Genomic DNA, 22427 nt, shown 5'->3' with positions numbered 1-22427 from the left:
TCAGCGAGAATTCAGTGGATCTGCCGATGCCGGCCCCGGCAGATGGCGAAGATTCCGACTATGACGACGACGGCGGCGATCGCAACCCACACGGCGACATCGCCCGGCGCCGGCGGCGGGTTGATGATTCCGTTGACAAACGACCACACCATGGCCGCGCCACCGAGGATGGTGGTCAACCACAGCCCCGGGCGAATCTCTTTCTCCCGAACCGTGATGACAATTGCCGCTACGCAGATCAGCACGTACGGAATGACCCACAGGAACACGAGGAGATTGGCATTGAGCAGGTAAGCCGCGCTGACACTGCCCGCCAGGAACGACAGGCCGACATCGCAGAGGAAGCTGATGCCGACGACTGTGACGATTGCGATGTACGGCGTGTGGTGACGCGAGTGGATGCGTGTGAGCACGGGAGGCAGGATCCCGTCCTCCGCGAGCGTCATGAGGTACCGGGAGCCGTAGTTGACGAACCCGATGAGTGCAGCGAACGATGCCAGTGCGAGAACGAGATCCGTGGCCGAGCCGATCCAGGGGCTGAGTCCGGCCTGTGCGGCGAGCGCGGCGGGCGCAGAGACTCCGGCAGCCAATTGCTCACTGGCGGATGCCAACCCCGGCGCCTGCAGGATCGTAGCGATGGGGAGGATGCCGCCCAGTATCACGGGAACCGACATGATGGCGACGGGAATATTCCTGCGCGGATTGCGAGTTTCCGTCGCCAACGCGGCGCAACTCTCGAAGGCGATGAGGAACGCCGCACCCACCGCGATTCCTTGCAGGGTGTGACCGAAGCTGAAGCCGGAGTAGCTGAACTGCTCGGACCAATGCAGGCCGGTGTGCCGGGCGCTGGCGGCGGTGATCACGAGGACCAGCGGCAGCGCCAGAACGGCCAGTACCACCGCGATGGTCACCGAAGTATCGAGACCGCGGAAGGCGATAGCTCCGGCCATGCTGAGGACCAGGCCGAACACCACGATCTGCGGACCGAGATCCAGTGCCCAGTGGATGCCTCGGGCGCTGAGAAAGCTCCCGATGAAGATGCCGCAGATCGAGGCGAACGCGGCCAGACCGACGATGAACCCGGCCAGCATCGCAGCGCCGGCAAGCCATTTGGCCCAGGTCCCGAAGACCTCGCCGACGTAGGAGTAGATCAGTCCTTTGGCAACGTATCTGCGGGCGAACACGATGATTGCGCGGCCGATGAAGATGACCGCAATCGTCGCCAGCAGCGACGATTGCCAACCGGTGATTCCCGCCGAACTGTACGTCACATAGGGGGCCAGAGCGATCGCGACAGCCGGGAAGAACGACGCGAGGGACAGGGCAACCAGAGCTTTCAGGCTCAGATGTCCGGATTCGAGGTGAGGCGACGAATCTGTGGTTTCGGCGTCGCGCCGAGTTGTCGAGGCGTCAGTCATCGGAATCCTTCTTCGTCGGTCCACTCGTAAACTGTTTAACGCCTTCGGGTTCCCCCATCGCATGCATGACGTGCTTGGTCCGGCAGTAGTCGTCCAGCGCGTAAATGGAGTTGTCGCGACCGTAGCCCGACCGACCGAAACCCACCCAGGGCATCTCGGTTGCGCCGACCAGATGCGAGTTCACCCACACGGTGCCGAAGTCGAGTGCTTCCGTGACGCGGAGGGCGCGGCCCTGGTCCTTGGTCCACACCGAGGAGGCCAGACCGTATTCGACGTCGTTGGCCTTGCTGATCGCCTCGGACTCACTGGTGAAGGTTTCCACCGAGATGACCGGTCCGAAGACCTCCTCACGAGCCATCTCTGTTCCCGGCGCGACATTCGTGACGACTGTTGCGGGGTAGAAGAATCCGGGCCCGTCCGGAACTACGCCGCCGGTGGCGACGACGGCGCCGTCCAGGCGCGCCTGTTCGACCATCGAGGCAACGCGGTCACGGCTGGAAGCGCTGATCAGCGGGCCGAGTTGCACGGCATCGGGGCCGCCGGGGTCGCCCATCGTCAACGCGTCCGCCCCGCTCACCAATCGCTGTGTCAGGGCTTCGCTGACACTGCTGTGACAGATGACGCGAGTCGCCGCTCCGCAGTCCTGACCGGCGTTCGTGTAGCCCGCAGCAACGATGGTCTCCGCGGCCGCGTCGAGATCCGCATCGGGGAAGACGACGATCGGTGCCTTGCCGCCCAGTTCCAGGTGCACCCGTTTGATGGTGGCGGCAGCACTCTGCGCGACGAGCTGACCCGATCGGGTGCTGCCGGTGAGCGCCACCATGTCGATATCCGGATGGCGACTGAGGGCGTCCCCGATGTCGCTCCCCCGGCCCAGGACGACGTTCAGCACACCCGGCGGCAGAATCTCCGACGCCAAGTCCACGAGTGCCAGAATGGAAAACGGTGTCAACTGCGACGGCTTGAGGACGAGCGTGTTGCCGCCGGCGAGAATGGGCGCAAACTTCCAGGCCGCCATCATCAGTGGAAAGTTCCACGGAACGATCGCGCCCACCACGCCCACCGGCTCACGGCGCACATACGACATCGTTCCGGGCGCGTACTGGGCAGTGGCCGGCGCTTGAGCAGTACGCGCGGCTCCGGCCATGAAGCGCAAGCAATCGGAGACGACCGGGATCTCTTCGACGGCGGCATCGATCGGCTTACCGACATTGATGGATTCCATCGACGCGAGTAGGTCACGGTTCGCGTCGACCACGTCGGCGAGTGCGAACAACACCTCCGCGCGATCGCCGGGCGTACGCCGGCTCCAATCCCCGAACGCAGCGCGGGCGGACTTGACCGCGGCGTCGACATCGGCTGTCGTTCCATTGGGAATGGTGCCCAGCGACGTCCCGGTCGCGGGGTTAAGAACGGTGATTTCGGCGGCGCTCTCGGATGAGACAAAGGCCCCGTTGATGAAGTGGGCTCTGGGAAGACCCGCGAGACGGCGTTGTGCATCGGCGAATACGTCGGTAGTGATCATGATGTCCCTCGAACAATTCTGTTGGTGACGGTGATGTGCAGCGCGAACAGGCGCGCTATCCGGCTAACGCGATACCGACTCTGAGATCGCAGCGATGACGCGCTCGACTGCGGCGCGGCTCGCGGGACTGACACGGGTCAAGGAAATGAACCCGTGCACCAATCCGCCTTCCCGCAACAGCTGCGTCGGAACCCCGCTCTCCCGCAGTCGTTCCGCATACGCGATGCCTTCGTCGCGCAGAGCGTCGAAACCCGCGACGACGACCACCGCCGGCGGCAGGCCGGACAGATGTTCGGCCCGGACCGGGGAGATCCGTGGATCAGCCCTGTCAGCTCCGGCCGGCAGGTACTGATCGGTGAACCACGCGATCTGTTTCGCCGTCAGAGCGGGGTTCGTGGCGAATTCCGCGCGCGACGCATGGTCGCCGACCAGATCGGTGACCGGATAGATCAGCACCTGTAGCTGCGGCTGGATGTCCTGTCCTCGAATCTGCTGAGCGAGCACCGCAGTGAGATTGGCCCCCGCGCTGTCACCGGCAATGATGATCTTCCTCGGGTTGTGACCCCATTCCGCTGCGTGTTCGACCGCGAACTTCCAGGCGGTCAACGCGTCGTCGGTGGCAGCCGGGAACGGATGCTCGGGCGCCCGCCGGTACTCGATCGACAGCACGTCGACGTCGGCACCCGAAGCGAGCAGCCTTGCGGGCGAGTCGTAGCTGGCCCTGCTGCCGAGTACGAATCCGCCGCCGTGGAAGAAGACGAGCAGTCCCCGGGAGGTCGCACGCGCGCGGTAGCGGGTTGCCCGGAGTCCACTCGGCAAACTGAGTTCTTCCGCAATCGCGAACGGAGGGAAGTCCTCGGCGAAGATGCGGGCCTGCGCTTCCTCGAGGATGCGCGCGTTCACCGCTGTGCCGTCGCTGTAGTCGTCGGCCATCTCCGTGATTCGCATCAGTGCCGCGATCTCGGGAGCCATCCGGTCGCCCTCGTTGTTGACCGGCACCTTCGCGAGTCGGCCGAGTAGGCCTTCCGGCATCCGGCCGAGAGCCGTGAAGGCGAAGCGCTGTGCGCGCTCGGCGAACGACAGCACGGGCGCGGATACCGGAGCGCCGGAACCGATTGCCGACGTCGTCATCTACTGATCACCTTTCCCGTCACCGCGGACAGAAGCTCCACCGGGGTCTGCCGAGGTCCGGCCGATTGTTCCGGCTGCGGAGTGACCTCATGCCCTCCGGAAGTCCCGAACCGTAGGTTGCCGTCGATCAGGGGTCCCTTGTAGAGCTTCTGGTCGTTCCGGTAGATGGTCTTCAACTGCCACGGCGCCTCGGTCCCCTGCCGGGGAAATTGATCTTCGCCGCGCTGCATGTAGCCGGCCGAGAGATCGAACATCGATTGCGTGGTCATCGAATCATCGGCGACCGGCACCACCGAGTCGTATCCGCGCTCGTCCATGTACTCGAGCAGCGAGGAGAAGTACTTCATCAACAGCCCGATCTTGAGCGTCCACGACGACTTGGTGTAACCCATCGCGAAGGCCCAGTTGGGAACCCCGGACAACAGGCTGCTGCGGTAGGTGACCGTCTTCGACGGATCAACGGGCTTTCCATCGACGGTTTGCTTGATGCCACCGATGAACCGCATGTTGAGGCCCGTGGCGGTAACGATGACATCGGCGTCGAGTTCGCGCCCCGATTCGAGCAGTATCCCGTTCCTCGTGAAACGCTCGATCCGATCGGTGACGACCGATGCGTCGCCGTCGCGGATGGATTTGAAGAAGTCACCGTCGGGTGCCAGACACAGACGCTGGTCCCAGGGCTCGTACGGCGGATTGAAATGTGTGTCCACGTCGTAGCCGGCGGGGAGTTCTTTGCTGGTGAGATAACGGACGAGTTTGCGTCCCTGCTTGGGGAAATGTGACAGGAAATTCACGACTGCCCAGTCGATCCACACATTCTTGAATCGCGTCAGGGCATATCCCCGCTTTTCTCCGAACATCTTGGTGAGTCGCAAATTCAATGTATCGACGCGCGGAAGAGTCAAGATGTAACTCGGGGTGCGCTGAAGCATAGTCACATGAGCCGCCGCCTGCGGCCCGGTCGCCATGGCGGGGATGAGCGTGATAGCCGTAGCGCCGCTACCGATTACGACTACTTTCTTACCGGAGTGGTCGTAGTTCTCGGGCCAATGCTGCGGGTGAATGATATCGCCCTCGAAATCTTCGCTTCCGGCGAACGTGGGCGCGTAGCCCTGATCGTAACGGTAATATCCGGTCGCGCTGAACACCCAGCCGGCCTTGATCCGGACGTCTTCGGTCGAGCCGTCCTCGAGGGTCTTTCGAACGCTCAGTGTCCATTCCGCGTCCGCGCTGGACCAGTCGGCAGAAGTCGCCTCGTGCCGGAAGCGGATCAGGCTGCCGATACCGCGTTCCTCGACGGTCTCACGCATGTAGTCCCGAATCATGTGCCCCTCGGAGATCGCCGTCTCGTGGAGCCAGGGCTTGAACTCGTACGCGAACGTATGCAAGTCCGAGTCGGAACGAATGCCCGGATACCTGAACAGGTCCCAGGTTCCGCCGACACTCCCGCGAGCCTCCAGGATGATGACCTTCTTCCCCGGGAATGCCTCCGTGATGTAGCAGGCCGCTCCGACTCCCGAGATGCCGGCGCCAATAATGACGATGTCGCCGTGCTCGGTTGCAGTGGAAACTTTCATAGTCGTTCCGCCTTCCCATGGAACAAAGTGATTGCGGACAACCGTGCAGGTTCAGGTGTGCGCCACACCACACCGTGATGCATCACAATGCAGCGACGTGCGGTGCATGTTGCACACCCGCGCCCTTTTGGTTCGACAGCGATCCGCGATCTGGGCCCATTTCTTCACGGCAGGCCGGGCCGCGGTGCACATTGCACCGTCAATGCACGGATCGTGTGGAGATTTGGTGTAGATCACTGCGGCTACAGGGAGGATGGTGAGACGTGCGCCACATCGAGGGCGACACGATGACGACCCGTGAGCTTCCACCCCGGTCGCACGCCCCCGGTCGCGGCCCCACCCTTCGCAGCCAGTTCTATCAGCAGAGGATCACCAATGACTGACACCGTCTCCGGAACCGCCCTGCGCCGGATTCCCGCCACCGCTCCGATCGAGGACATTCTCGCCGTCTTCCACGAAGACGGCGGGGTCATCATCGGCGGGCTACTCACCGACGAACAGATCGACCGCTTCAATGCCGACATCGAGCCGGACCTGACGGCCATCGAGCCGGGCGGCAAGAGTGACAACAAGTTCATTGCCGAGTTCCATGGCAGGAACACCAAGCGATTGGGCAACCTGGTCACGCGAAGCAAGACTTTCCGTGAAGAAATTATCGACCACGACCTGGTCCATGCCCTCGCCGACGCGGTGTACCTGGAGGAGTCGGGGTCCTACTGGATGACCACCGCTCAAGTGATCGAGATCGGACCGGGAAACCGGCCCCAAACCCTGCACCGCGACCTGGAGAACTGGAACCCCTTCGTCGGAATGGGGCCTGCCGGTCCCGAGGTCATGATCAACTTCCTCATCGCTCTCACGGATTTCACCGAGGAGAACGGCGCGACCCGGGTGATCCCCAAGAGCAACGTATGGGAGGACTTCGAGAACCGCGGAACTCCCGAGGACACTGTCCCCGCAATCATGAACAGGGGAGACGCCATCTTCTTCAGTGGAAAGACCGTGCACGGCGGCGGCGCGAACGTGACCGACAGCGACTATCGACGGGCGGTCAGTTTCGCGTTGAACCCCGGATATCTGGTCGGCGAGGAAGCCTATCCGTTCCTGGTCGACCGAGAACTCGTCCGCACCTTGTCCGAGCGTGTGCAGCGCCTCGTCGGCTTCCGCTCGCAGTATCCGACGGGCTCACCCGGCCTGTGGATGGTCGACGCCGGCGAGCTGGCCGACTACCTCGAACTCTGACGGTTCGTCGCCGCCGGCTCGCGGCACAGATCTCATTGCGCCTGGAGCCCGCGGTCGACTGTTGAATCTTGTTACCTCACTAGCTATCGCGGAGTCGATCGTCCTTGTCGACTGCGATCTCGGCAATCGGACTGGGAAATATGGGTACCACCCTCGCCCGGCTGTTCCTCACCGCTGGATACGAGACCGTGGTGTGGAATCGCACGGCGGCAAAGGCCACCCCACTGATTCAGCTGGGCGCCGTCGCCGCCTCCGAGGGGTAACCGCCGCTGTGCGCGACACGGCCCTCTCGGTGTTCTGCATCGCGCACTACGGGCAAGTGACCGAACTACTCGATGACATGCCGCCCGACACGATTGCCGGCAAAACTCTCGTGAATCTCACCTGGGGCACCGCCGACGAAGCACGAGCGATGGAGAAGTGGGTAGCCGCCCGTGCGCGCTATCAGGGCGCCGACCCCGGGCTGTCGAATATTCTTGCGTGCGCGGGTGCGATCAAGCGTCCAGCAGAGTCTTCCACGAGGCCGGGCACATCATCCACGAGGATGTCCGAAAGATCGGTCAACCGGGCAACCTCATCGCCGCATTCTGCGACATGGTCGAGCCGGTGGTGGCCTCCGGCGACGGCGACTCGGCAGTCTCTGCGATCTACCCCCACCTTCAGAAACCCTCGAACACCGAGAAACCCTCTACCCCAACATTACCGAGCTGACAGAAACATGAAACGAACACACACCGACGACATCGCGATACTGGACCTCGCGCTCCGGTGGGCCCCCTACGGCGGCGTCCCCAGTAGCGAGATATGGGTCGCGTTCGGGGTGAGCCCCGAACGGTTCTACTCCACCCTGGCGCACATACTCGGCACCCTGGCTGCGCGCGGGCTATCCCCCGAGCAGCGCCAATCCCTCGAACACCTGGTCCTGCGCCACTTTCGATCACCCGCAGTTGGCCGACGCCTCGCGCAGAGAACAATGCGCTGACGTCTACCGGTGTCGTTCACTTCCTTGTACTTCGGGGATCTACCGCACCGGGATGCGACTCCTGCCATCTATCGAAGCCCCTCTGTGTGGCGAAAGTGAAGCGATCACCTGACATATATCCCGAATATCGGCTTTTCGTGAAAGCTGGCTGCGCGACGACGACACGCTGGTGATCACCCGTTTTGGGCGATGCGAGCGGGACCGCGAGTGCCGAGGCTGGAACCGGACAACCTCACCTCTGGCGTCCACGGGTCCACCGTCAACCAACCCATTGGAGGAAATCATGGCCCTCGATACATTCGCCCTGCTGGCGGCGGTCTATGACTCGCAAGACGCCGCGATCGCCGACTACGACGCCGTGCACGATCTCTACGTCGAGGCGAACCTGATCGATACCTACGATGCGGCCGTCATCACCCGGACTGAAGCCGGCAAGGTCAAGATCGTCAAGAAGCATGAGCAGCCGACCCGGCAGGGAGCCTGGGGTGGTCTCGGCATCGGCTTGGTTGGAGGTGCGCTGGTTGCCCTGTTCCCGGCCGTCGGGCTCGGCGCCGGGTTGTTGCTGGGCGGCGCAGGCGGCGCCGGTCTCGGGGCACTCGGCGGGCACGTCGCGGCCGGGATGAGCCGCTCCGACCTCAAGGAGGTGGGTGAGCTGCTCGACGACGGGGACAGCGGACTGATCGTCGTCGCGGCGACCGACCTCGAGGCGCGGGTCGAGAAGGCGCTCGAACGCGCATCCAAGGTGACAAAGAAACAGCTCGAGGCGGACACGGAGAAGGTCGGTAAGGAGATCGACGAGGCGTCCAAGTCCTGATATCCATCGCCTATCTTCGGCGAGTTGCGCCACGGCACGGTCGACAATTCGGCCCGCCGTGCTTCAGCCGGCTTGGGCTTCGCCGATCTTTTGGTCCAAGGCGGCCGTGTCGACGAAGTACACGTCCCGCAGGATTTTGAGCGAATCCGGGTCGAACGTCGAGAAGCCGGTCGCGATCCAGCGCACCTGCTTGCCGGGCGTCGACGCGTCGCCCGTGCCGACGAGAGTTCCCGTCGACTCGAACAGCACCCCGATGGTGTTCTCGTCGACGTGCGACGCGACCACCCGTGGTGCGAAGTCGGGGAACGTCGCCCACATCTCGTCCAAGAATGTGAGGAGTCCGTCCTTGCCGGTTTCGCTTCCCGTTGTACCGTCCACGAAGACGCAGTTGTCGTCGAAATGAGCCAACGCACGGCCGAGGTCGTGCTCGATCACCGCCGAGCACGCGCTCCTGATCCTGTCGGCGTATGCGTCTGCCCGCTGGTCGGTGGTTGTCATGGCAACTCCGGTTCCTGCCTCGGTCGAGCATGGGTGTCCATGACAGCCTCGCGGTCTGCCTCGGTGTGGTTCTTGCGAGGTCCCGCCGACGGGAGGTCCAGGCCGTGCAGGATCTCCATGTCCAGCTCGAGCGGCCCGCGTTCAGCGGGGGACAGCTCGCGCGGACCTCGCGCCTGCGGGTCCCAGGCCACGAGCGTGACGTTCGAGAAGTTGCACACGCGGGAATTCCTGTCCACGAGCAGCTCTTCCAGCCGCACGCTGGACCTGCCGAGCCCGGTAGGCCGGATCAGCACGCGAAGCGGTGACACTTCCTCGCGGATCTCCGTCGCATACTGCATCGTGTGTGATGCCACGACGTATGCCGGTTGCCGAGTTCCCCACCGCTGCGCGAGATATCGTATCCGGCCCTGTTCGAAGGCCTTCGGATAGATCGCCGCCGTCAGGTGACCCAGATAGTCGAAGTCGTAGGACCAGGGATGGATGTCGGTGGACCAGAATCCGACGACCTGATCGGGCGACAGGTGGCGGACGACTGGGCGATCGGGGGCGCGCTGACTCAACTGTTCTCTCCTTCGACGGGCCATGACGGCTCTTATTCGATCAATGATTCGATTCGGCGGGACATCAATCGAATTGCCGCAGCCGTAGCCAACCCGCAAACCCCGACACTGATCAGATAGGGAGCCAACGGCATCACGGTATAGAGGACTCCGAGCACACCCGAGATGGCCGCTCCCCCGCCGATGATGAGCACACCCAGCGCTGTCATCTGAGTACCGAACTTCTGTGGAGCAATTCGAGTGACGAGGGACAGTGTCACCGGATTGACGAACACCTCGGATGGACCGGCTAGGGCCATGCACACCAATACCAGTGCGGGGGACACCTCTTTACCCGGAGTGAGCTCACTGAAGAGCAGTAGGAGGTATGCGCCCGACACCAAAACCAATCCGATTGCGAATTTACTTGTCACACTTGGCTCACGCGGACCCTGGCGCGCCCACATTCGAGTAATGAACGGCGTGAAGATCACACCAACCAATGGGGTGACGGCGATCAGCCATGCGGCAGGCAGCTGCCAACCGAACAGATCAAGATCGACGCGTTCAGTCACAAATATCGTGACCGTCGTGAATACCTGTAACAGGATTCCGTAATACAGCACACCGACGACCCACAACGGTACATACCCGGCGACCCGCCGCTTCTCATCCGAGGCCACCGCGGGCGAACGCAGAATCGCGGAGAACAGCACTCCGGCGGCGAGTGCAATGCACGCTCCGACAACATGAGTCAGGTTCCCCGCGTTGACGGTTCCGATCGACCAGAGCAACGCAAGAAGAGCGGCGGCGAATAATCCGCCCGAAGCATATTTTGCGAGATTCGCCGGCCGAATTCGATTTCTCACGATTCGCGACGCGGGCGGAAGGTCCTTGTAACCGAGGACGTATTGGACGAGCCCCGCCGCCATTCCGATCGAGGCTATGAGGAACGCGAGGTGAAATCCCCAGACACTTTGCACCCATCCGGTGATGATCGGCCCCAGCACGCAGCCGGTGTTCACTGCCATCAGAAAATACGAGAACCCGGCATCGCGCATCGACCTGTCCGCAGGAAGGGTCGCACCGATTATCGCGGTGATATTCGTCTTGAGCGCACCAGTGCCGGCCACTATGAAGACGAGTCCTGTCACGAGGCCGTGAATTCCAGGAATCAGCGACAACGTCACGTGACCAGTCATGATAGCCACGGCACCGAAGAGCACCATCAGTCTCGGCGGAAAGACACGGTCACCCATCCACCCGCCGACCACCTGCATGAGGTAGATCAATCCGCTGTACCCACCGATGATGCTGACCGCGATCGCAGGGGATACGTCGAGACCGCCTTGGTCCAGCGAGTAGAGAAGGTAGAACCCGAGGACACCCTGGAGCCCATAGAAGCTGAATCGCTCCCATATTTCAGTGAGCGCCAACTGCCAGAATGGTTTCGGCAACGCCAACCGTGGCCGGGAGACAGCATCGTCACCCTTTACGTCGACAACCGTCTGCACATCCTCACGGCCGACCTCGCGCGGTGGCTGTACCATCAGTTCTCCCTTGGAGTGAGTGAGTGATCTGCAATTCGGCGGGGTACCGTGAGACGGAACCGGCGACAGTAGCGATGGCGGCCAAGTCAGTTGCAGATGACCCCACAGCGTTTCTCCTCGAATACGTTCGAACACCGGCGTGAGAAGTTGTCGACTCTGTCGCGCTCTCTACCCTGCGCTGCTGTGACGTCGTGATCTACATCAACTTCCACAGCATTCAACTCGAGGCCGGTGCACGTTGCACCGGCCTCGAGATTCCGACTATTCGAACGGCGTCGGGCTCACTCCCGCATGAGCATCAGGGCGGCTTCCCGCTCGAGGTCGAGGTACGGCTCGCCGCTGACGTCGATCGCGACCCGGTCGATCCTGCCGCCGGTGAAACGATGGGGTGATTCGCCGGGGTAGTCCTCGGTGATCGGCTCGCCCGGGTGCCGACCGACGTACAGTCCGGCACCGGCGATCGCGAACGCCCCCATCTGGGTTCTGATCCGGCCCTCGCCGACCTTCCGATCCCCATGGAAGAGGGACAGTATTCCCAGGGTGGCGGTGGGTTCCTGCCCGTCCTTGTCGAACGACGCGGACAGAATCAGGTCGGTGCCGGTGGGGATGTCCTCGGAGCCGACGATCATCTGTTCGTCGCTGCCCACGAAATTGTTGACGTAATGCAGCCGGTTGTCCTTCACATACAGTGCGTGCCCTCCGAAGCGGGACCCGATCGCGAAGAGCACGCCCTCGGCGCCCGGCTCGGGGATGTCGACGAGTGCGCCGATCACGAACGATCGGCCGCGGGTGTTGACCGCCTGCCATTCGGACACCGCGGCAACGTCCGGGTAGTACACGTATCGGTCGCGGGCCGCGGCCAGTTGGGGGCGCGGCGTGCCCATGATTTCGACGCCCGATCGATCGTCGAGCGGAAACGCCAGATTCGCGCCGGCCCGGGCGAACCAGATGTTCACCAATTCCCGCAACTTGTCCGGTTGTTCCGCGGCCAGGTTGTGCACCTCGGCGCGGTCGACATCGGTGTGGTAGAGCTCCCATTCGTCTTCGTTGAAGTGACCCCAGCCGGCGATGGTCGGATGGGTCGTGACGGCCTTCCAGCCTTCGTGCCAGATCGATCGCGAGCCGAGCATCGAGTAGAACTGGGTCCGGCGGGCCGAGGGCGCGGACTTGTCGTCGAACGTGTCCCGCATGCTGACACCGTCGAACGCGGCCTGGGTGTGGCCCTTGATCGTCTCGGGTGGTTCGACGCCGACCAGGTCGAGGAGCGTCGGCACGATATCGATCGCGTGATGGTACTGGTCACGGATCTCGTCACGCGCCTTCGTTCCGGCAGGCCACGAGATGATGCACGGATCTGCAGTGCCGCCGTTGAACTCGTAGCGCTTCCACATCTTGAACGGGGTGTTGAACGCCATCGCCCAACCGTTCGGGTAGTGGTTGTAGGTCTTGGGTCCGCCGAGGTCGCCGAGTTTCGAGAGGTTCTCCGCGAGGTCGTCCGGGATGCCGTTGGCGAACTTCATCTCGTTGACCGAGCCGTTCGGGCCGCCTTCACCACTCGCGCCGTTGTCGGAGACGACCACGATCACGGTGTTCTCCAATTGGTCGTTCTGCTCGAGATAGTCGAGCACCCGCCCGATGTGATGATCGGCGTGAGCCAGGAACCCCGCGTAGACCTCGGCCATCCGCGCAAACAGCCGCTTCTCGTCGTCGTTGAGCGTGTCCCATGGGCGGGTGTAGTCGAGTTCCGGGAACGGCTGCCCCTCGGGGCCCGACCGCGTCTCGGGGGTGCCGATCGGATTGATCGGCGGAAGCTCGGTGTCCGCGGCGACGATGCCCATCTCCTTCTGCCGGGCAAGGGTCTGCTCACGGACCGCGTCGTAGCCCATGTCGAACTTGCCCTCGAACTTCGCGATCCACTCCTCCGGGGCGTGATGCGGAGCATGACACGCTCCGGGCGCGTAGTAGAGGAAGAACGGCTTCTCCGGCGCGATCGCCTTGGCGTCCTTGATGAACTCGAGGGCCTTGTCGGTGATGTCGTCGGTGAGGTGGTAACCGTCCTCCGGCGAACGGGGCTGGTCGACGGGGTGGTTGTCGTAGACCAGATCCGGATACCACTGGTTGGTCTCCGCGCCGAGGAACCCGTACCAGCGCTCGAAGCCACGCCCGGTCGGCCAGTTTCGACGAGTGGCCGCCAGGTTCATCTCGTCCGTCGGGCACAGGTGCCATTTGCCCACCATGTACGTGTTCCAACCCCGCTCACCGAGGATCTCCGACAGCATCCCGTTCTCCGGCGGGATGGTGCCACTCGCATTGGGGAATCCGATCGACGCCTCCGTGATGCAGGCCATGCTGTTGCGCGTGTGGTTACGCCCGGTCAGCAAACAGGACCGTGTGGGCGAGCACAGCGCCGTGGTGTGCCACTGGGTGTACCGAACACCCTTCGCGGCGATCCGGTCGATGTTCGGCGTCTCGATCGGCCCGCCGTAACAACCCATGGCCGAGAATCCGACGTCGTCGAGCACGATGTACAGCACATTCGGCGCTCCGTCAGGCGCCCGTGGCGGCTCGAACGGGGTCCAATCCGGGACCGAATCCCGAACGTCGACGTTGACCACACCGCGAAATGGCTTGACCATGATGCGCCTCTCCTCGCCTGCACTCCTGGTGCCAGCCTCGACACTGGTGCGCCCGCACACCTCACCCGACACGGGTGAACCCGAACCACCTACTGTTTTCGGATGACGTCCGGGAATTGATAGGAGTCGTCGAGGATCGTCCGGTCGGGGACGTACGCGCGGATGATCAGGCAGAACTCGCCATCGGGTGCGGGTAGCCAATTCGCCCGTGCAGCAGGTTCACTCGGCTCCTCGTGCGACAGATGCAGGGTGAGTGTCCCGTCTCGGAACACGAGGTCGCCGGCGTCGAGGTTGACGGTACCGAGGTTGACACGACCACCGGGGGCGCCGGCGAGCATGAATGCGTCCTTGTCGTACATGGTCAACGACCAGAACCCGCCACGGCCCCGGTCGACCGGTGGCAGTGCGTTCTCGGCGAACGTCATCGTGTACTGCTCGCGGCCGTGGAGGAGGCCACCGGCGCTGTCGGTGCCCCGGATCAGGTAGACCGCCTCGTGGAAGTCGTTGACGTAGATGTAGATCACCGAGGCGAGGGCCCGGCCGAACCAGTCGGTACCCCATACACCGCCGTTGCGTTGGCGCTGCCACCCGTTGCCGACGTCCGTGCCGACCTGGACGTAGGTCGCCGATGCATGGAGGGCGACGTCGGCGCTGAGCGCGGCGCGGTCGAGGAGCGCGCGGTAGGGCTCGTCGGATCGATGCAACGCGACGAGGGTGCGGGCTTGATCGGCCATCGGGGTGTCGGATTCGCTCATCTGGGGATTGAAGTCGAGCATCGCGGCGAGATCGGTCCAGAACGATTCCGGCTTGACCCATTGCGGCCTGCTGGCGTCCGGATTCGCCGCGAGCACCTCCGCGGTGAGGCCCGGCGGAAAGATGGCGGTGGCGGCGTCGGCCTCGTACCCGAAGGATCGTTGCCCCGGCTGATCCTCGCCGAGCGGGTACATCCCGATCTGGTCGAGGACGACGCGGGCCTGCTGCTTGGATTCGTCCGAATGCGCGGCGAAGCTGCGCGGAATCACCCCGGCCACATTGGTCGGCATCCGCAGGACGCTGACGAACTCGGCGGGCACGTCTCCCTCCCAGGTGGGTCCGACGAGCAGAAACTTTCCGCCGGGTGTGCCCGCGGCCGAACCCAGTTGGTGCACGACGTTGGTGAGAACATCGACGATCTGGACGGTCCAGTAGTGCCCGGCGGGAACGTCGGTGGGTGTCTGGACGACCACGGCATCCCGGGTCAGATCGGCGAACCCGACGCCGTAGATCGTGTCGTTGTTCGGTGAGACCACCCACCGCTGCGCGGGACTCATGTAATCGGCCAGCGCTCCGGTGTGATTCTTCGGGGCGCCGGGCAGGATGCCGAGCTGCAGGCCGGCCTTGCCGTCCATGAGGGCCCACATGGACGTGCGGCCGAACGTGTCCACGGCCGGGTAACCCCAGTAATAGACGACGCGGGCGAGCGCCTCCACATAGCCTTCGCCCGCCAGCGTGGCAGGAACCCCCGCGGACCGGGCCAGCCCGGCGTGCGCGGGCGTGAACCCTCTGGCGACATCGTCGAACGAAGTACCCATCCGAACACCGTGCCCCGCAGCGCCCGGCCGGCCATCACCCATGCCGGGTGAAAGGTCATTTCATGAAGACGGTGCCCCCACCACCATCCTTGGTGGTGTCCCGCGACTGCCCTTGCCACTGCGTACACCAGTCCCCGAGGGGATTGCTCGGCGCGTCGAAATCCCAGTGCGGCGCGTCCTGGAACGGACCACAGGTCGGCTCCTTGGGCGGCGTGGAGGACGGCGCCGACCTTTCATTTCAGATCCTCAGCGAATACTCAGGAAGTGCGGGGTCATCACCGAGGCCACCCGTGGAGGCGTCCCGGGGCCGAACGACAGACCGAACATCAGGGGATAACGGTTGCGCCACTGCATCTTTTGTACACCGTGAAGGCTGCCAGGAGATTCACAGGTTCGTGCCAGCCGACCGCCAGGATGCGGGCCTGCACTGGGATTGTGCACTCCCCGACCAGCGGGTGCATTAGCCCACCGCTCCGGTGGGTTTGCCAGCGAGAGGATCGATGATGATCACGCACTCCACGACGACGGGAACACGGCGACATCTGTCGAGAATCGCCGCCACAGCGGCACTCGCGGCCATCCCCCTGGCCGCCGCAGACCGACAATCAGACCCCCGCCCCGACCACCAACCCCTTCGCCGGGTTGTTCGGGTCCAGCTGACACCGGGTAAATGGACCACGAAGGCGAGGTGAGGTTCGATGAGATCATCACCGTTGGGCGCGCTCGACACCCTGACCACCACCGCAGCCACCGGAGATCGGGACGCGGCCAGGCACCTGCTCGACGTCATCTGGCCGATCCTGGTCCGACGTTGCCGGGCCGAACTCGACAGCACCACCGCTGATTCCGTCGCAACAGACCCGACCTCCCGGCACCCCGGACCGCTCGCGGTCTTACCGGGCCCCGAACGCGCGGTCCTGATCCTGCGACTCGTGGTGGGACTGAGCGTCGACGACACCGCAGCCTCCCTCGGGCGCACATCCGCCGAGGTGCTGCTCGACCAGCATCGGGCCCTGCAGACATTGCGCGGGGATGGCCTCCCCCACGAACAAAGCCCACCGCCGCGGCGACGATGAGGAGTGCCGGATGCGGAACGAGGCCGAACGGCTTGCCTGCGCCGATACCACCACCGGGCGCATACTTACCCCGGTGGACGCCGCCATCTCGTCGCACCTTCGATCGTTTCCGCGGGCAGCCTGGACGTACATCCGGCGGGCGCCCGGCACCTACGTCTGGCTGGCGATACTGCTGGTGACGACGGTGGTGGCGAGGCACCTGTCTCCGGATGTGCTCCACGAGGTACTGGGTAACCGCTCGACCAACCTGCACCACCTCGCCGAGGACCCCGTTCGAGTCCTGATCGCGAGCGCCTTCTGGCTCGCCGGCGGCGGATGGATCACGTATCTCATCTTCTACAACATCTTCCACGTACCGGCGGAGCGGTGGCTGGGGACACTTCGGTGGTTGTGCGTGGTCGTGATCGCCCACGTCGGCGCCACCTACATCAGCGAAGGTGCACTGTATGCAGCGATCCGCCATGGCCGTGCCCCTGCCTCGGCGGTCGACACCCTCGACATCGGCGTCAGCTACGGACTGGCCGGCGTGGTCGCGATCCTCACCTACCGAATCGCGGCGCCCTGGCGCTACCTCTATCTCGCCGGCGTGCTCGCCTTCTTCGCGGTACCCCTCTTCGTGCACCTGACCTTCACCGCGATCGGCCACTTCGCCGCCGTCCTCATCGGCCTGTGCTGCTACCCGCTGACCCGCGCCCACACCGGCACCTGGTCGCCCGCCGACACGGTCCGACGACTGCGCCGAGCACCCGGCAACACGTAAGCGGGCGCCACCACGGACACCGCTGCCCGACACCGATCCGCGATCGGTGTCGGGCAGCGGGCCGAAACGTGAGCTAGTTGAGCTTCTGCGGCACACCGTAGGTCGTGACGGTATCGCCCCCGGCCGTCACAGCTGTCGCGTAGGGCCGGATGGTGACTGCCCCGAGCGCACCCGAAATGGAACCGTGGATGCCCTGTAATCGCACCGACGCCGCCGGACCGTCGAACGACTGGTTCTCCAGGAGCGGAACTGTGGTGATGCCACCCGGTGCCAGATCGATGTCCAGTTCCTGCGACGGAATGATGTCGCCCGCGAGGTCAGCATGGTTCGATGCGTTCAGGCTCAGCGAGGGTGTCGGGACGAGGCCGAGGTCGATTCCGTTACTCGCGCCGATCACGAATCCGAGGCCCGGCGAGTTGAGCACCACGGTGGCGCCGGACAGAGCGATCGGATAGCCGATCTGGTAACCGATGGTGAGTTTGGTGCCCTTGAACTCCGCGGCATTCGGCCCGGTGATATCGACCCCGGCGTAACCGTTGTGAAAGAACTCGACCGACGTGGGCACACCGTCCAACGGCGGAACGACCTGATACTGGGTGTCACCCTGCAGGACCTCGATGCGATTGCCTCTCGCATCGACGACGGAACTCGAATTGTCCACGCCCGCAGACGCAGTTCCATTGCCCAGCACCATCGCAAGCGCCGCAACACCTGCGACTGCGAGGGCACGGGTAAGACCGGTGTACTTCGAGCGAGATTTGCTGATGTTCGTCATACCGACCCCATTCGTTCGGAATTTCTACGAAATACATAGGAGCTGAGGGTAACCGGCATTTCGGTCTGCTGCTCGGGATACGTGGAAAACCGAAAACCGTTCCTCACCTGCGGGATTCCTCCGCCTGCGCGCACACCGACGGCTCCCGCCGGCCTCTGGGGTCGCGGCCGGCGGGAGCCGACGAACCGGAGCTCATCTCTCACCTGGGAATGAGAGCCCGGTGCACTGACGTATCGGTTGCATCGATCATCATCAGCATCCGAATGCTATTCCACCGCAATGCTGTCCGCGAACAGCCGGACGCCAGTTCTCAGCGGAGTCTCAGACACGCCCGCACTCCGGCGCCTCTCAGCGTTCCCACAGGATGCCGGGTGCATACTCGCGAGTTGACAGAACGACCCAACCGACAGAAAGGACCCGACATACGCAAATCGGAACCGCCCGACCACCAGCGCGATCAGTAGATACCTTCTGTCCAAACAGCTTCCGCAAAGCATCGCTCGTGATACAGCACTGCCTTCCCACGGGAGGTCAGGCCTCGCGGACATCACGGGGCTCGGTAGGGATACGGTGGTCACGTGTCCGATCACAGGTCTGTGCAATGAGGGTGCTGGTCGTCGAGGATGAACCCCGGCTGGCCCAGATGGTCCGTCGCGGCCTCGAGCTGGAAGGATTCGTGGTCGTCACCGCCGCCACCGGACCCGACGGGCTCTGGCACGCCACCGAGGAATCGTTCGATGTGATCGTGCTCGACATCATGCTGCCGGGGATCAGCGGGTATCAGTTCGTCCGAGAGATCCGGGCCAGGCAGAATTGGACGCCGATCCTGATACTGACCGCCAAGGACGGCGAGTACGACGAGGCCGACGCATTCGATCTCGGCGCCGACGACTATCTCACAAAGCCTTTCTCCTATGTCGTGCTGGTCGCGCGGCTGCGGGCGCTGGTCCGGCGGGGCGCCCCCACGCGGCCGGTGGTACTCACCGCCGGGAACCTGAGCCTCGATCCCGGCCGCCGCCGAGTCACCCGCGGGACCGAGGAGTTGCAGTTGACCCGGCGCGAGTTCGGACTGCTCGAATACCTGATGCGGAACCCGGACACCGCGCTCACCAAGAGCGAAATTCTGCAGAACGTGTGGGACGCGAATTACACGGGGGACGAAAACGTCGTCGAGGTGTATGTCGGGTATCTCCGTCGCAAGATCGACACCCCGTTCGGTACCCGCACGATCGACACGGTGCGCGGAGTCGGTTACCGACTCACGACCGGTTCTCCGGACAGCCCTCCTCCACCGGAAGCGTGACCACCACTCGCGTCCCACCGTGCTCGGCCGTGTCGATCCGCACCGAACCCCGATGCGCCGACACGATTTCCGCGACGATCGCCAGTCCGAGTCCGGAGCCCCCGTGGGCGCGGGAGCGGGCGCTGTCGAGTCGCACGAACCGCTCGAACACCCGCGCCCGATCGGACTCGGGAATGCCGGGTCCGTCGTCGTCGACGTTGACGCACGCCTGGCGGCCGGATCGGGACACCTCGATGGACACGGTGGTGGCGGCGAATCGGACAGCGTTGTCGACGAGGTTGCGCACCGCCCGGGACAGCTGGGCGGCGTCACCCCGGATGCGCACCGGGGTGAGCGCGGCCGTCACCGTGACGGTGGTGTCGGCGCGGGAACGGCGAACTTCGGTGTCGACGATGTCGTCGAGATCGACGTCGGCGACCCGCAGCGGCAATCCGAGCTCGTCGGCCCGGGCGAGCAGCACCAGGTCGTCGACGAGTAGTTGCATGCGGGTGGTCTCGGGACGCAGGGTCCCGCGAACCAGGTCGCGGTTCAGGACCTCGGGCCGCGCATCGGCCACGTCGAGGGCGGTGGTCAGCGTGGCCAGCGGGCTGCGCAGTTCGTGGGAGGCGTCGGCGATGAACCGGCGCTGGGCCGCGTGCCCGGCCTGGATGCGGCCGAGCATGTCGTTCATCGTGCGGGCGAGCGCGGCGATCTCGTCGCGTGGGCGCGGCACCGGGACCCGTTCACCGAGGTCGGTGGTCGAGATCGCGGCGACCTGGGTGCGGATGCGCTCGACCGAGCCCAGCGATCGGCGCACCAGTTTGTAGGTCACCCCCGCCGCGACGAGGGCGATCACCGGTGCTCCGGCGGCGACGAGCCCGCCGACCGTGGCCAGGGTTGCTTCCACCGACTCCTCACTCGCGGCCACGATCACGGTGTAGTCGCCGCCGACCCCGTGCGCCCCCTGGACGGTGGTCCGCAGATCTGCGCCGCCTGTTTCGTGCGAGACCAGACTGCGGACCGGTGCACCGCCCACCGGTGGACGCACCCCGGTGACCGGAAGCCCGAGATCATCCTGTGAGGATCGCACCACCGCGCCGGCGTTGTCGACGACCTGCACCAGAGCGATGCGTTGGTCGGTGTCGAAGAGTTGGCTGTCGAGATCAGCGGGCGAATCGGTGCGCAATCCCACGGTGAGGTCGGCGGCGCGGCCGGTCGCGGCGTCGTCGAGGGCCGACAACAGGGTTCGGTCCAGCACGAACAACAGGGCTGCGGCGCCGAGCACCAATGCGACCGCAACCACCGCTCCGGCGCTCAGGGCCGATCGCAGGGCAAGCCCCCACCGCGACGGATTGAGCCACACAGGTGCGCTGTTCATGGGGCCATCCTCCGCCACCGGACACCCGCGGGCGACAAACCGGAACGGCGCGCCAGGACCTCAGGCTGCCCGTCCCGTCGTCGCCGCCTCGGTGGCGCCGACCGCGTGTCGTGGATCAACCTCGACGACACTGTGCAAACGATCAGAGGCTCGCCGCATCCAGATGCCGTACAACTCCGAACCGATCAGGGCGGCGAGGCCGCCGAGGAGAATTCCACCGATCACGTCGGTGAGCCAGTGCTCGCCGAGGTAGAGGCGGGTGACCGCGACCACCACGGTCACCGTGAACGCCGCGACGAGGAGCAGCCCGCGCCGGGCGGCCGGAGACCCGTATCCGAGGATGACCGCGACCATGGTGAACAACACCATCGCTCCCGTCACGTGCCCGGACGGGAACGAGTGGTCGGTCTCGAGGAGTACCTGTGACACGATCGGCGGGCGCGACCGCCCGACAACGGCTTTCGTGACCGTCGACGCTGCCGCCGCGACCCCGACGGTCCCGATGAGAATCAGTCCGGGGACGAGTGATCGTGCCCGCCGGGACAACAGCGCTCCCAGCACCACCGCCATGAGGACGGTGCCGACGGGACCACCGGCGTCGGTGATCGCGATTGCCGGGCCGGTCACCCACTCCGACCGGTGATCGGCGAACCAGCCCAGCACAACGGGGTCCGCGGTGGTGACCAAGGCGCCGACCCTGACCTCGTAGGCCAGCGCGATCAACGCCACGGTCAGCCCGAGGATCTGTAGTCCGATCAGCGGTGACGTCGCCGAACGCCGGTTCGTGGCCGCCACGGCCCGCCAGGTTGTTGCGGCCAGGAAAACAGCCGCTCCGGCCCCAAGGAGCGCGACTGCAAGCGTGGCGCCGGTGCTCTGGTGTATGTCGGCGGCGGCGTCGTGGGCTCGTCCGATCAGACTGTGGTGATGTCCATACGCCGATGGTTTCGAAAGCAAGAGAAGTGGTGGTGACTGTTTCACCTTCGCAGTATCGGCGCCGGCCGCTGTGGAGGCGCTGAGAGCACCGCCAGAAGAACACCGTCTCTCAGCGTTCTCACAGCGCGCCGCGTACATACTCGGGCCGGTTGACCGAAACCTGTGACGATTGGAGCTCCGACGCAACCACCAACCGCCCCCGCGGAGCCGATCGTGGTCACCCTCCGCGGTACGACGATGAGTCTCCTCCGAATCAACTACCGGGTGTCGCGTATCCCGTTGCGGTTCATCGAAGCGGTGATGACTCGATTCGACGAACAGGCGCCGATCCGGCTCGCCTACGAAGAGGCACTGATCGAATGGGATCGCGCCGCCGCCCAACTGCTCGGTGATCAGAACGCGGACAGGCGCGCGAACGAACTGCACCGACATACCGCCGCTGTGAGGGATGCGATTACGCGCGCAAACAGCCGGCGCGACCATCACGGCCTGATACTCCTCGACGAGCAGCGCGATCGGTTTCACCGCCGGCGTCGCCAAAGGCAATTCGAAGGGATCTCCTAGCGGAGCCCCTGCCGATCGCCGCCCCTTTCGCCGATGCGCTGCGCTGGAGGGCATTCCGGTGCCGAAGAGGTCGTGATGACGCTTGCTTTCGCCATGTGGCCGCGTCGGCTTCTCAGCGTGAGCACAGCTGGATGTCGCTACGTTTGAAAATGTGACCGAGACAACGAGATCCGAGG

General features: G+C 64.5%; 20 protein-coding genes. 8 read left to right on the top strand and 12 right to left on the bottom strand.

Annotated features, from left to right (window positions below; genetic code table 11):
* Window positions 1-11: 11 nt before the first annotated feature.
* The 4 genes from CA951_RS36330 to CA951_RS36315 all read right to left on the bottom strand — a co-directional run bounded on the left by CA951_RS36330 (window position 12) and on the right by CA951_RS36315 (window position 5651).
* Entirely contained in the window at window positions 12-1418 is a 1407-nt protein-coding gene (locus CA951_RS36330) for an APC family permease (protein WP_087561481.1), read from the bottom strand.
* Window positions 1411-2943 carry an aminobutyraldehyde dehydrogenase gene (locus tag CA951_RS36325; RefSeq protein WP_087561480.1) on the bottom strand — a complete coding sequence of 511 codons (1533 nt, stop codon included), beginning with the start codon at window positions 2941-2943 and terminating at the stop codon, window positions 1411-1413. The genes CA951_RS36330 and CA951_RS36325 overlap by 8 nt, the downstream gene beginning before the upstream one ends.
* 63 nt (window positions 2944-3006) lie before the next feature.
* Complete coding sequence (locus tag CA951_RS36320) at window positions 3007-4074, bottom strand: alpha/beta hydrolase (protein ID WP_087561479.1); 1068 nt, start codon at window positions 4072-4074, stop codon at window positions 3007-3009.
* Window positions 4071-5651 (bottom strand): NAD(P)/FAD-dependent oxidoreductase, encoded by a 1581-nt coding sequence (locus CA951_RS36315; RefSeq protein ID WP_087561478.1) that lies wholly within the window; start codon window positions 5649-5651, stop codon window positions 4071-4073. The genes CA951_RS36320 and CA951_RS36315 overlap by 4 nt, the downstream gene beginning before the upstream one ends.
* A gap of 375 nt (window positions 5652-6026) precedes the next feature.
* Here CA951_RS36315 and CA951_RS36310 point away from each other — a divergent pair, with 375 nt between their 5' ends.
* From CA951_RS36310 to CA951_RS36290, 4 genes are all read left to right on the top strand, one after another.
* The gene (locus CA951_RS36310; RefSeq protein ID WP_087561477.1) at window positions 6027-6893 is read left to right on the top strand and encodes a phytanoyl-CoA dioxygenase family protein; all 867 of its coding nucleotides are present in this window, start codon (window positions 6027-6029) and stop codon (window positions 6891-6893) included.
* 104 nt (window positions 6894-6997) lie between these two features.
* Window positions 6998-7156, top strand: coding sequence for an NAD(P)-binding domain-containing protein (locus CA951_RS36305; RefSeq protein WP_087561476.1), 159 nt, complete (start codon window positions 6998-7000; stop codon window positions 7154-7156).
* Window positions 7157-7611: 455 nt separating this feature from the next.
* The gene (locus CA951_RS36295; protein WP_087561474.1) at window positions 7612-7875 is read left to right on the top strand and encodes a DUF3263 domain-containing protein; all 264 of its coding nucleotides are present in this window, start codon (window positions 7612-7614) and stop codon (window positions 7873-7875) included.
* Between the two features lie 283 nt (window positions 7876-8158).
* Complete coding sequence (locus CA951_RS36290) at window positions 8159-8689, top strand: DUF1269 domain-containing protein (RefSeq protein ID WP_087561473.1); 531 nt, start codon at window positions 8159-8161, stop codon at window positions 8687-8689.
* 63 nt (window positions 8690-8752) lie between these two features.
* Here the strand turns inward: CA951_RS36290 and CA951_RS36285 are convergent, their stop codons facing one another.
* From CA951_RS36285 to CA951_RS36265, 5 genes are all read right to left on the bottom strand, one after another.
* Window positions 8753-9187 carry a nuclear transport factor 2 family protein gene (locus tag CA951_RS36285; RefSeq protein WP_087561472.1) on the bottom strand — a complete coding sequence of 145 codons (435 nt, stop codon included), beginning with the start codon at window positions 9185-9187 and terminating at the stop codon, window positions 8753-8755.
* Complete coding sequence (locus CA951_RS36280) at window positions 9184-9747, bottom strand: thioesterase family protein (protein WP_087561471.1); 564 nt, start codon at window positions 9745-9747, stop codon at window positions 9184-9186. Before CA951_RS36280 ends, CA951_RS36285 begins: the two co-directional genes overlap by 4 nt.
* A gap of 32 nt (window positions 9748-9779) precedes the next feature.
* Complete coding sequence (locus tag CA951_RS36275; protein WP_087561470.1) at window positions 9780-11276, bottom strand: peptide MFS transporter; 1497 nt, start codon at window positions 11274-11276, stop codon at window positions 9780-9782.
* Window positions 11277-11557: 281 nt separating this feature from the next.
* Window positions 11558-13912 carry an arylsulfatase gene (locus CA951_RS36270; protein WP_087561469.1) on the bottom strand — a complete coding sequence of 785 codons (2355 nt, stop codon included), beginning with the start codon at window positions 13910-13912 and terminating at the stop codon, window positions 11558-11560.
* A gap of 89 nt (window positions 13913-14001) precedes the next feature.
* On the bottom strand, window positions 14002-15483 hold the full coding sequence (locus CA951_RS36265; protein ID WP_256974231.1) for a DUF1254 domain-containing protein: 1482 nt from the start codon (window positions 15481-15483) through the stop codon (window positions 14002-14004).
* Between the two features lie 698 nt (window positions 15484-16181).
* Between CA951_RS36265 and CA951_RS36260 the strand changes: the two genes are divergently transcribed.
* Window positions 16182-16559: a hypothetical protein gene (locus CA951_RS36260; RefSeq protein ID WP_087561467.1), complete on the top strand. Its 378-nt coding sequence runs from the start codon at window positions 16182-16184 to the stop codon at window positions 16557-16559.
* Between the two features lie 10 nt (window positions 16560-16569).
* Entirely contained in the window at window positions 16570-17319 is a 750-nt protein-coding gene (locus tag CA951_RS36255) for a rhomboid-like protein (protein ID WP_256974230.1), read from the top strand.
* A gap of 73 nt (window positions 17320-17392) precedes the next feature.
* Here the strand turns inward: CA951_RS36255 and CA951_RS36250 are convergent, their stop codons facing one another.
* Window positions 17393-18094, bottom strand: a complete 702-nt coding sequence (locus CA951_RS36250) for an MspA family porin (RefSeq protein WP_087561466.1) — start codon at window positions 18092-18094, stop codon at window positions 17393-17395.
* Window positions 18095-18695: 601 nt separating this feature from the next.
* On the opposite strand from CA951_RS36250, the gene CA951_RS36245 reads away from it, so the two are divergent.
* Window positions 18696-19397 (top strand): response regulator transcription factor, encoded by a 702-nt coding sequence (locus tag CA951_RS36245; RefSeq protein ID WP_087561465.1) that lies wholly within the window; start codon window positions 18696-18698, stop codon window positions 19395-19397.
* Here the strand turns inward: CA951_RS36245 and CA951_RS36240 are convergent.
* Together CA951_RS36240 and CA951_RS36235 are read right to left on the bottom strand one after the other, a co-directional pair.
* Window positions 19354-20754 carry an ATP-binding protein gene (locus tag CA951_RS36240; RefSeq protein ID WP_087561464.1) on the bottom strand — a complete coding sequence of 467 codons (1401 nt, stop codon included), beginning with the start codon at window positions 20752-20754 and terminating at the stop codon, window positions 19354-19356. The genes CA951_RS36245 and CA951_RS36240 overlap by 44 nt on opposite strands.
* Window positions 20755-20814: 60 nt before the next feature.
* A complete protein-coding gene (locus tag CA951_RS36235; RefSeq protein WP_256974229.1) occupies window positions 20815-21549 on the bottom strand; it encodes a phosphatase PAP2 family protein in 735 nt (244 codons plus the stop codon).
* Between the two features lie 417 nt (window positions 21550-21966).
* Between CA951_RS36235 and CA951_RS36230 the strand changes: the two genes are divergently transcribed.
* Entirely contained in the window at window positions 21967-22251 is a 285-nt protein-coding gene (locus CA951_RS36230) for a hypothetical protein (protein ID WP_306300874.1), read from the top strand.
* The last annotated feature ends 176 nt before the right edge of the window (window positions 22252-22427 follow it).

The organism is Rhodococcus sp. NCIMB 12038, assembly GCF_002165735.1.
Lineage (GTDB): Bacteria > Actinomycetota > Actinomycetes > Mycobacteriales > Mycobacteriaceae > Rhodococcus_F.
Note: the sequence above shows the minus strand (reverse complement) of the source record. Positions and strands in the feature narration are given on the sequence as shown.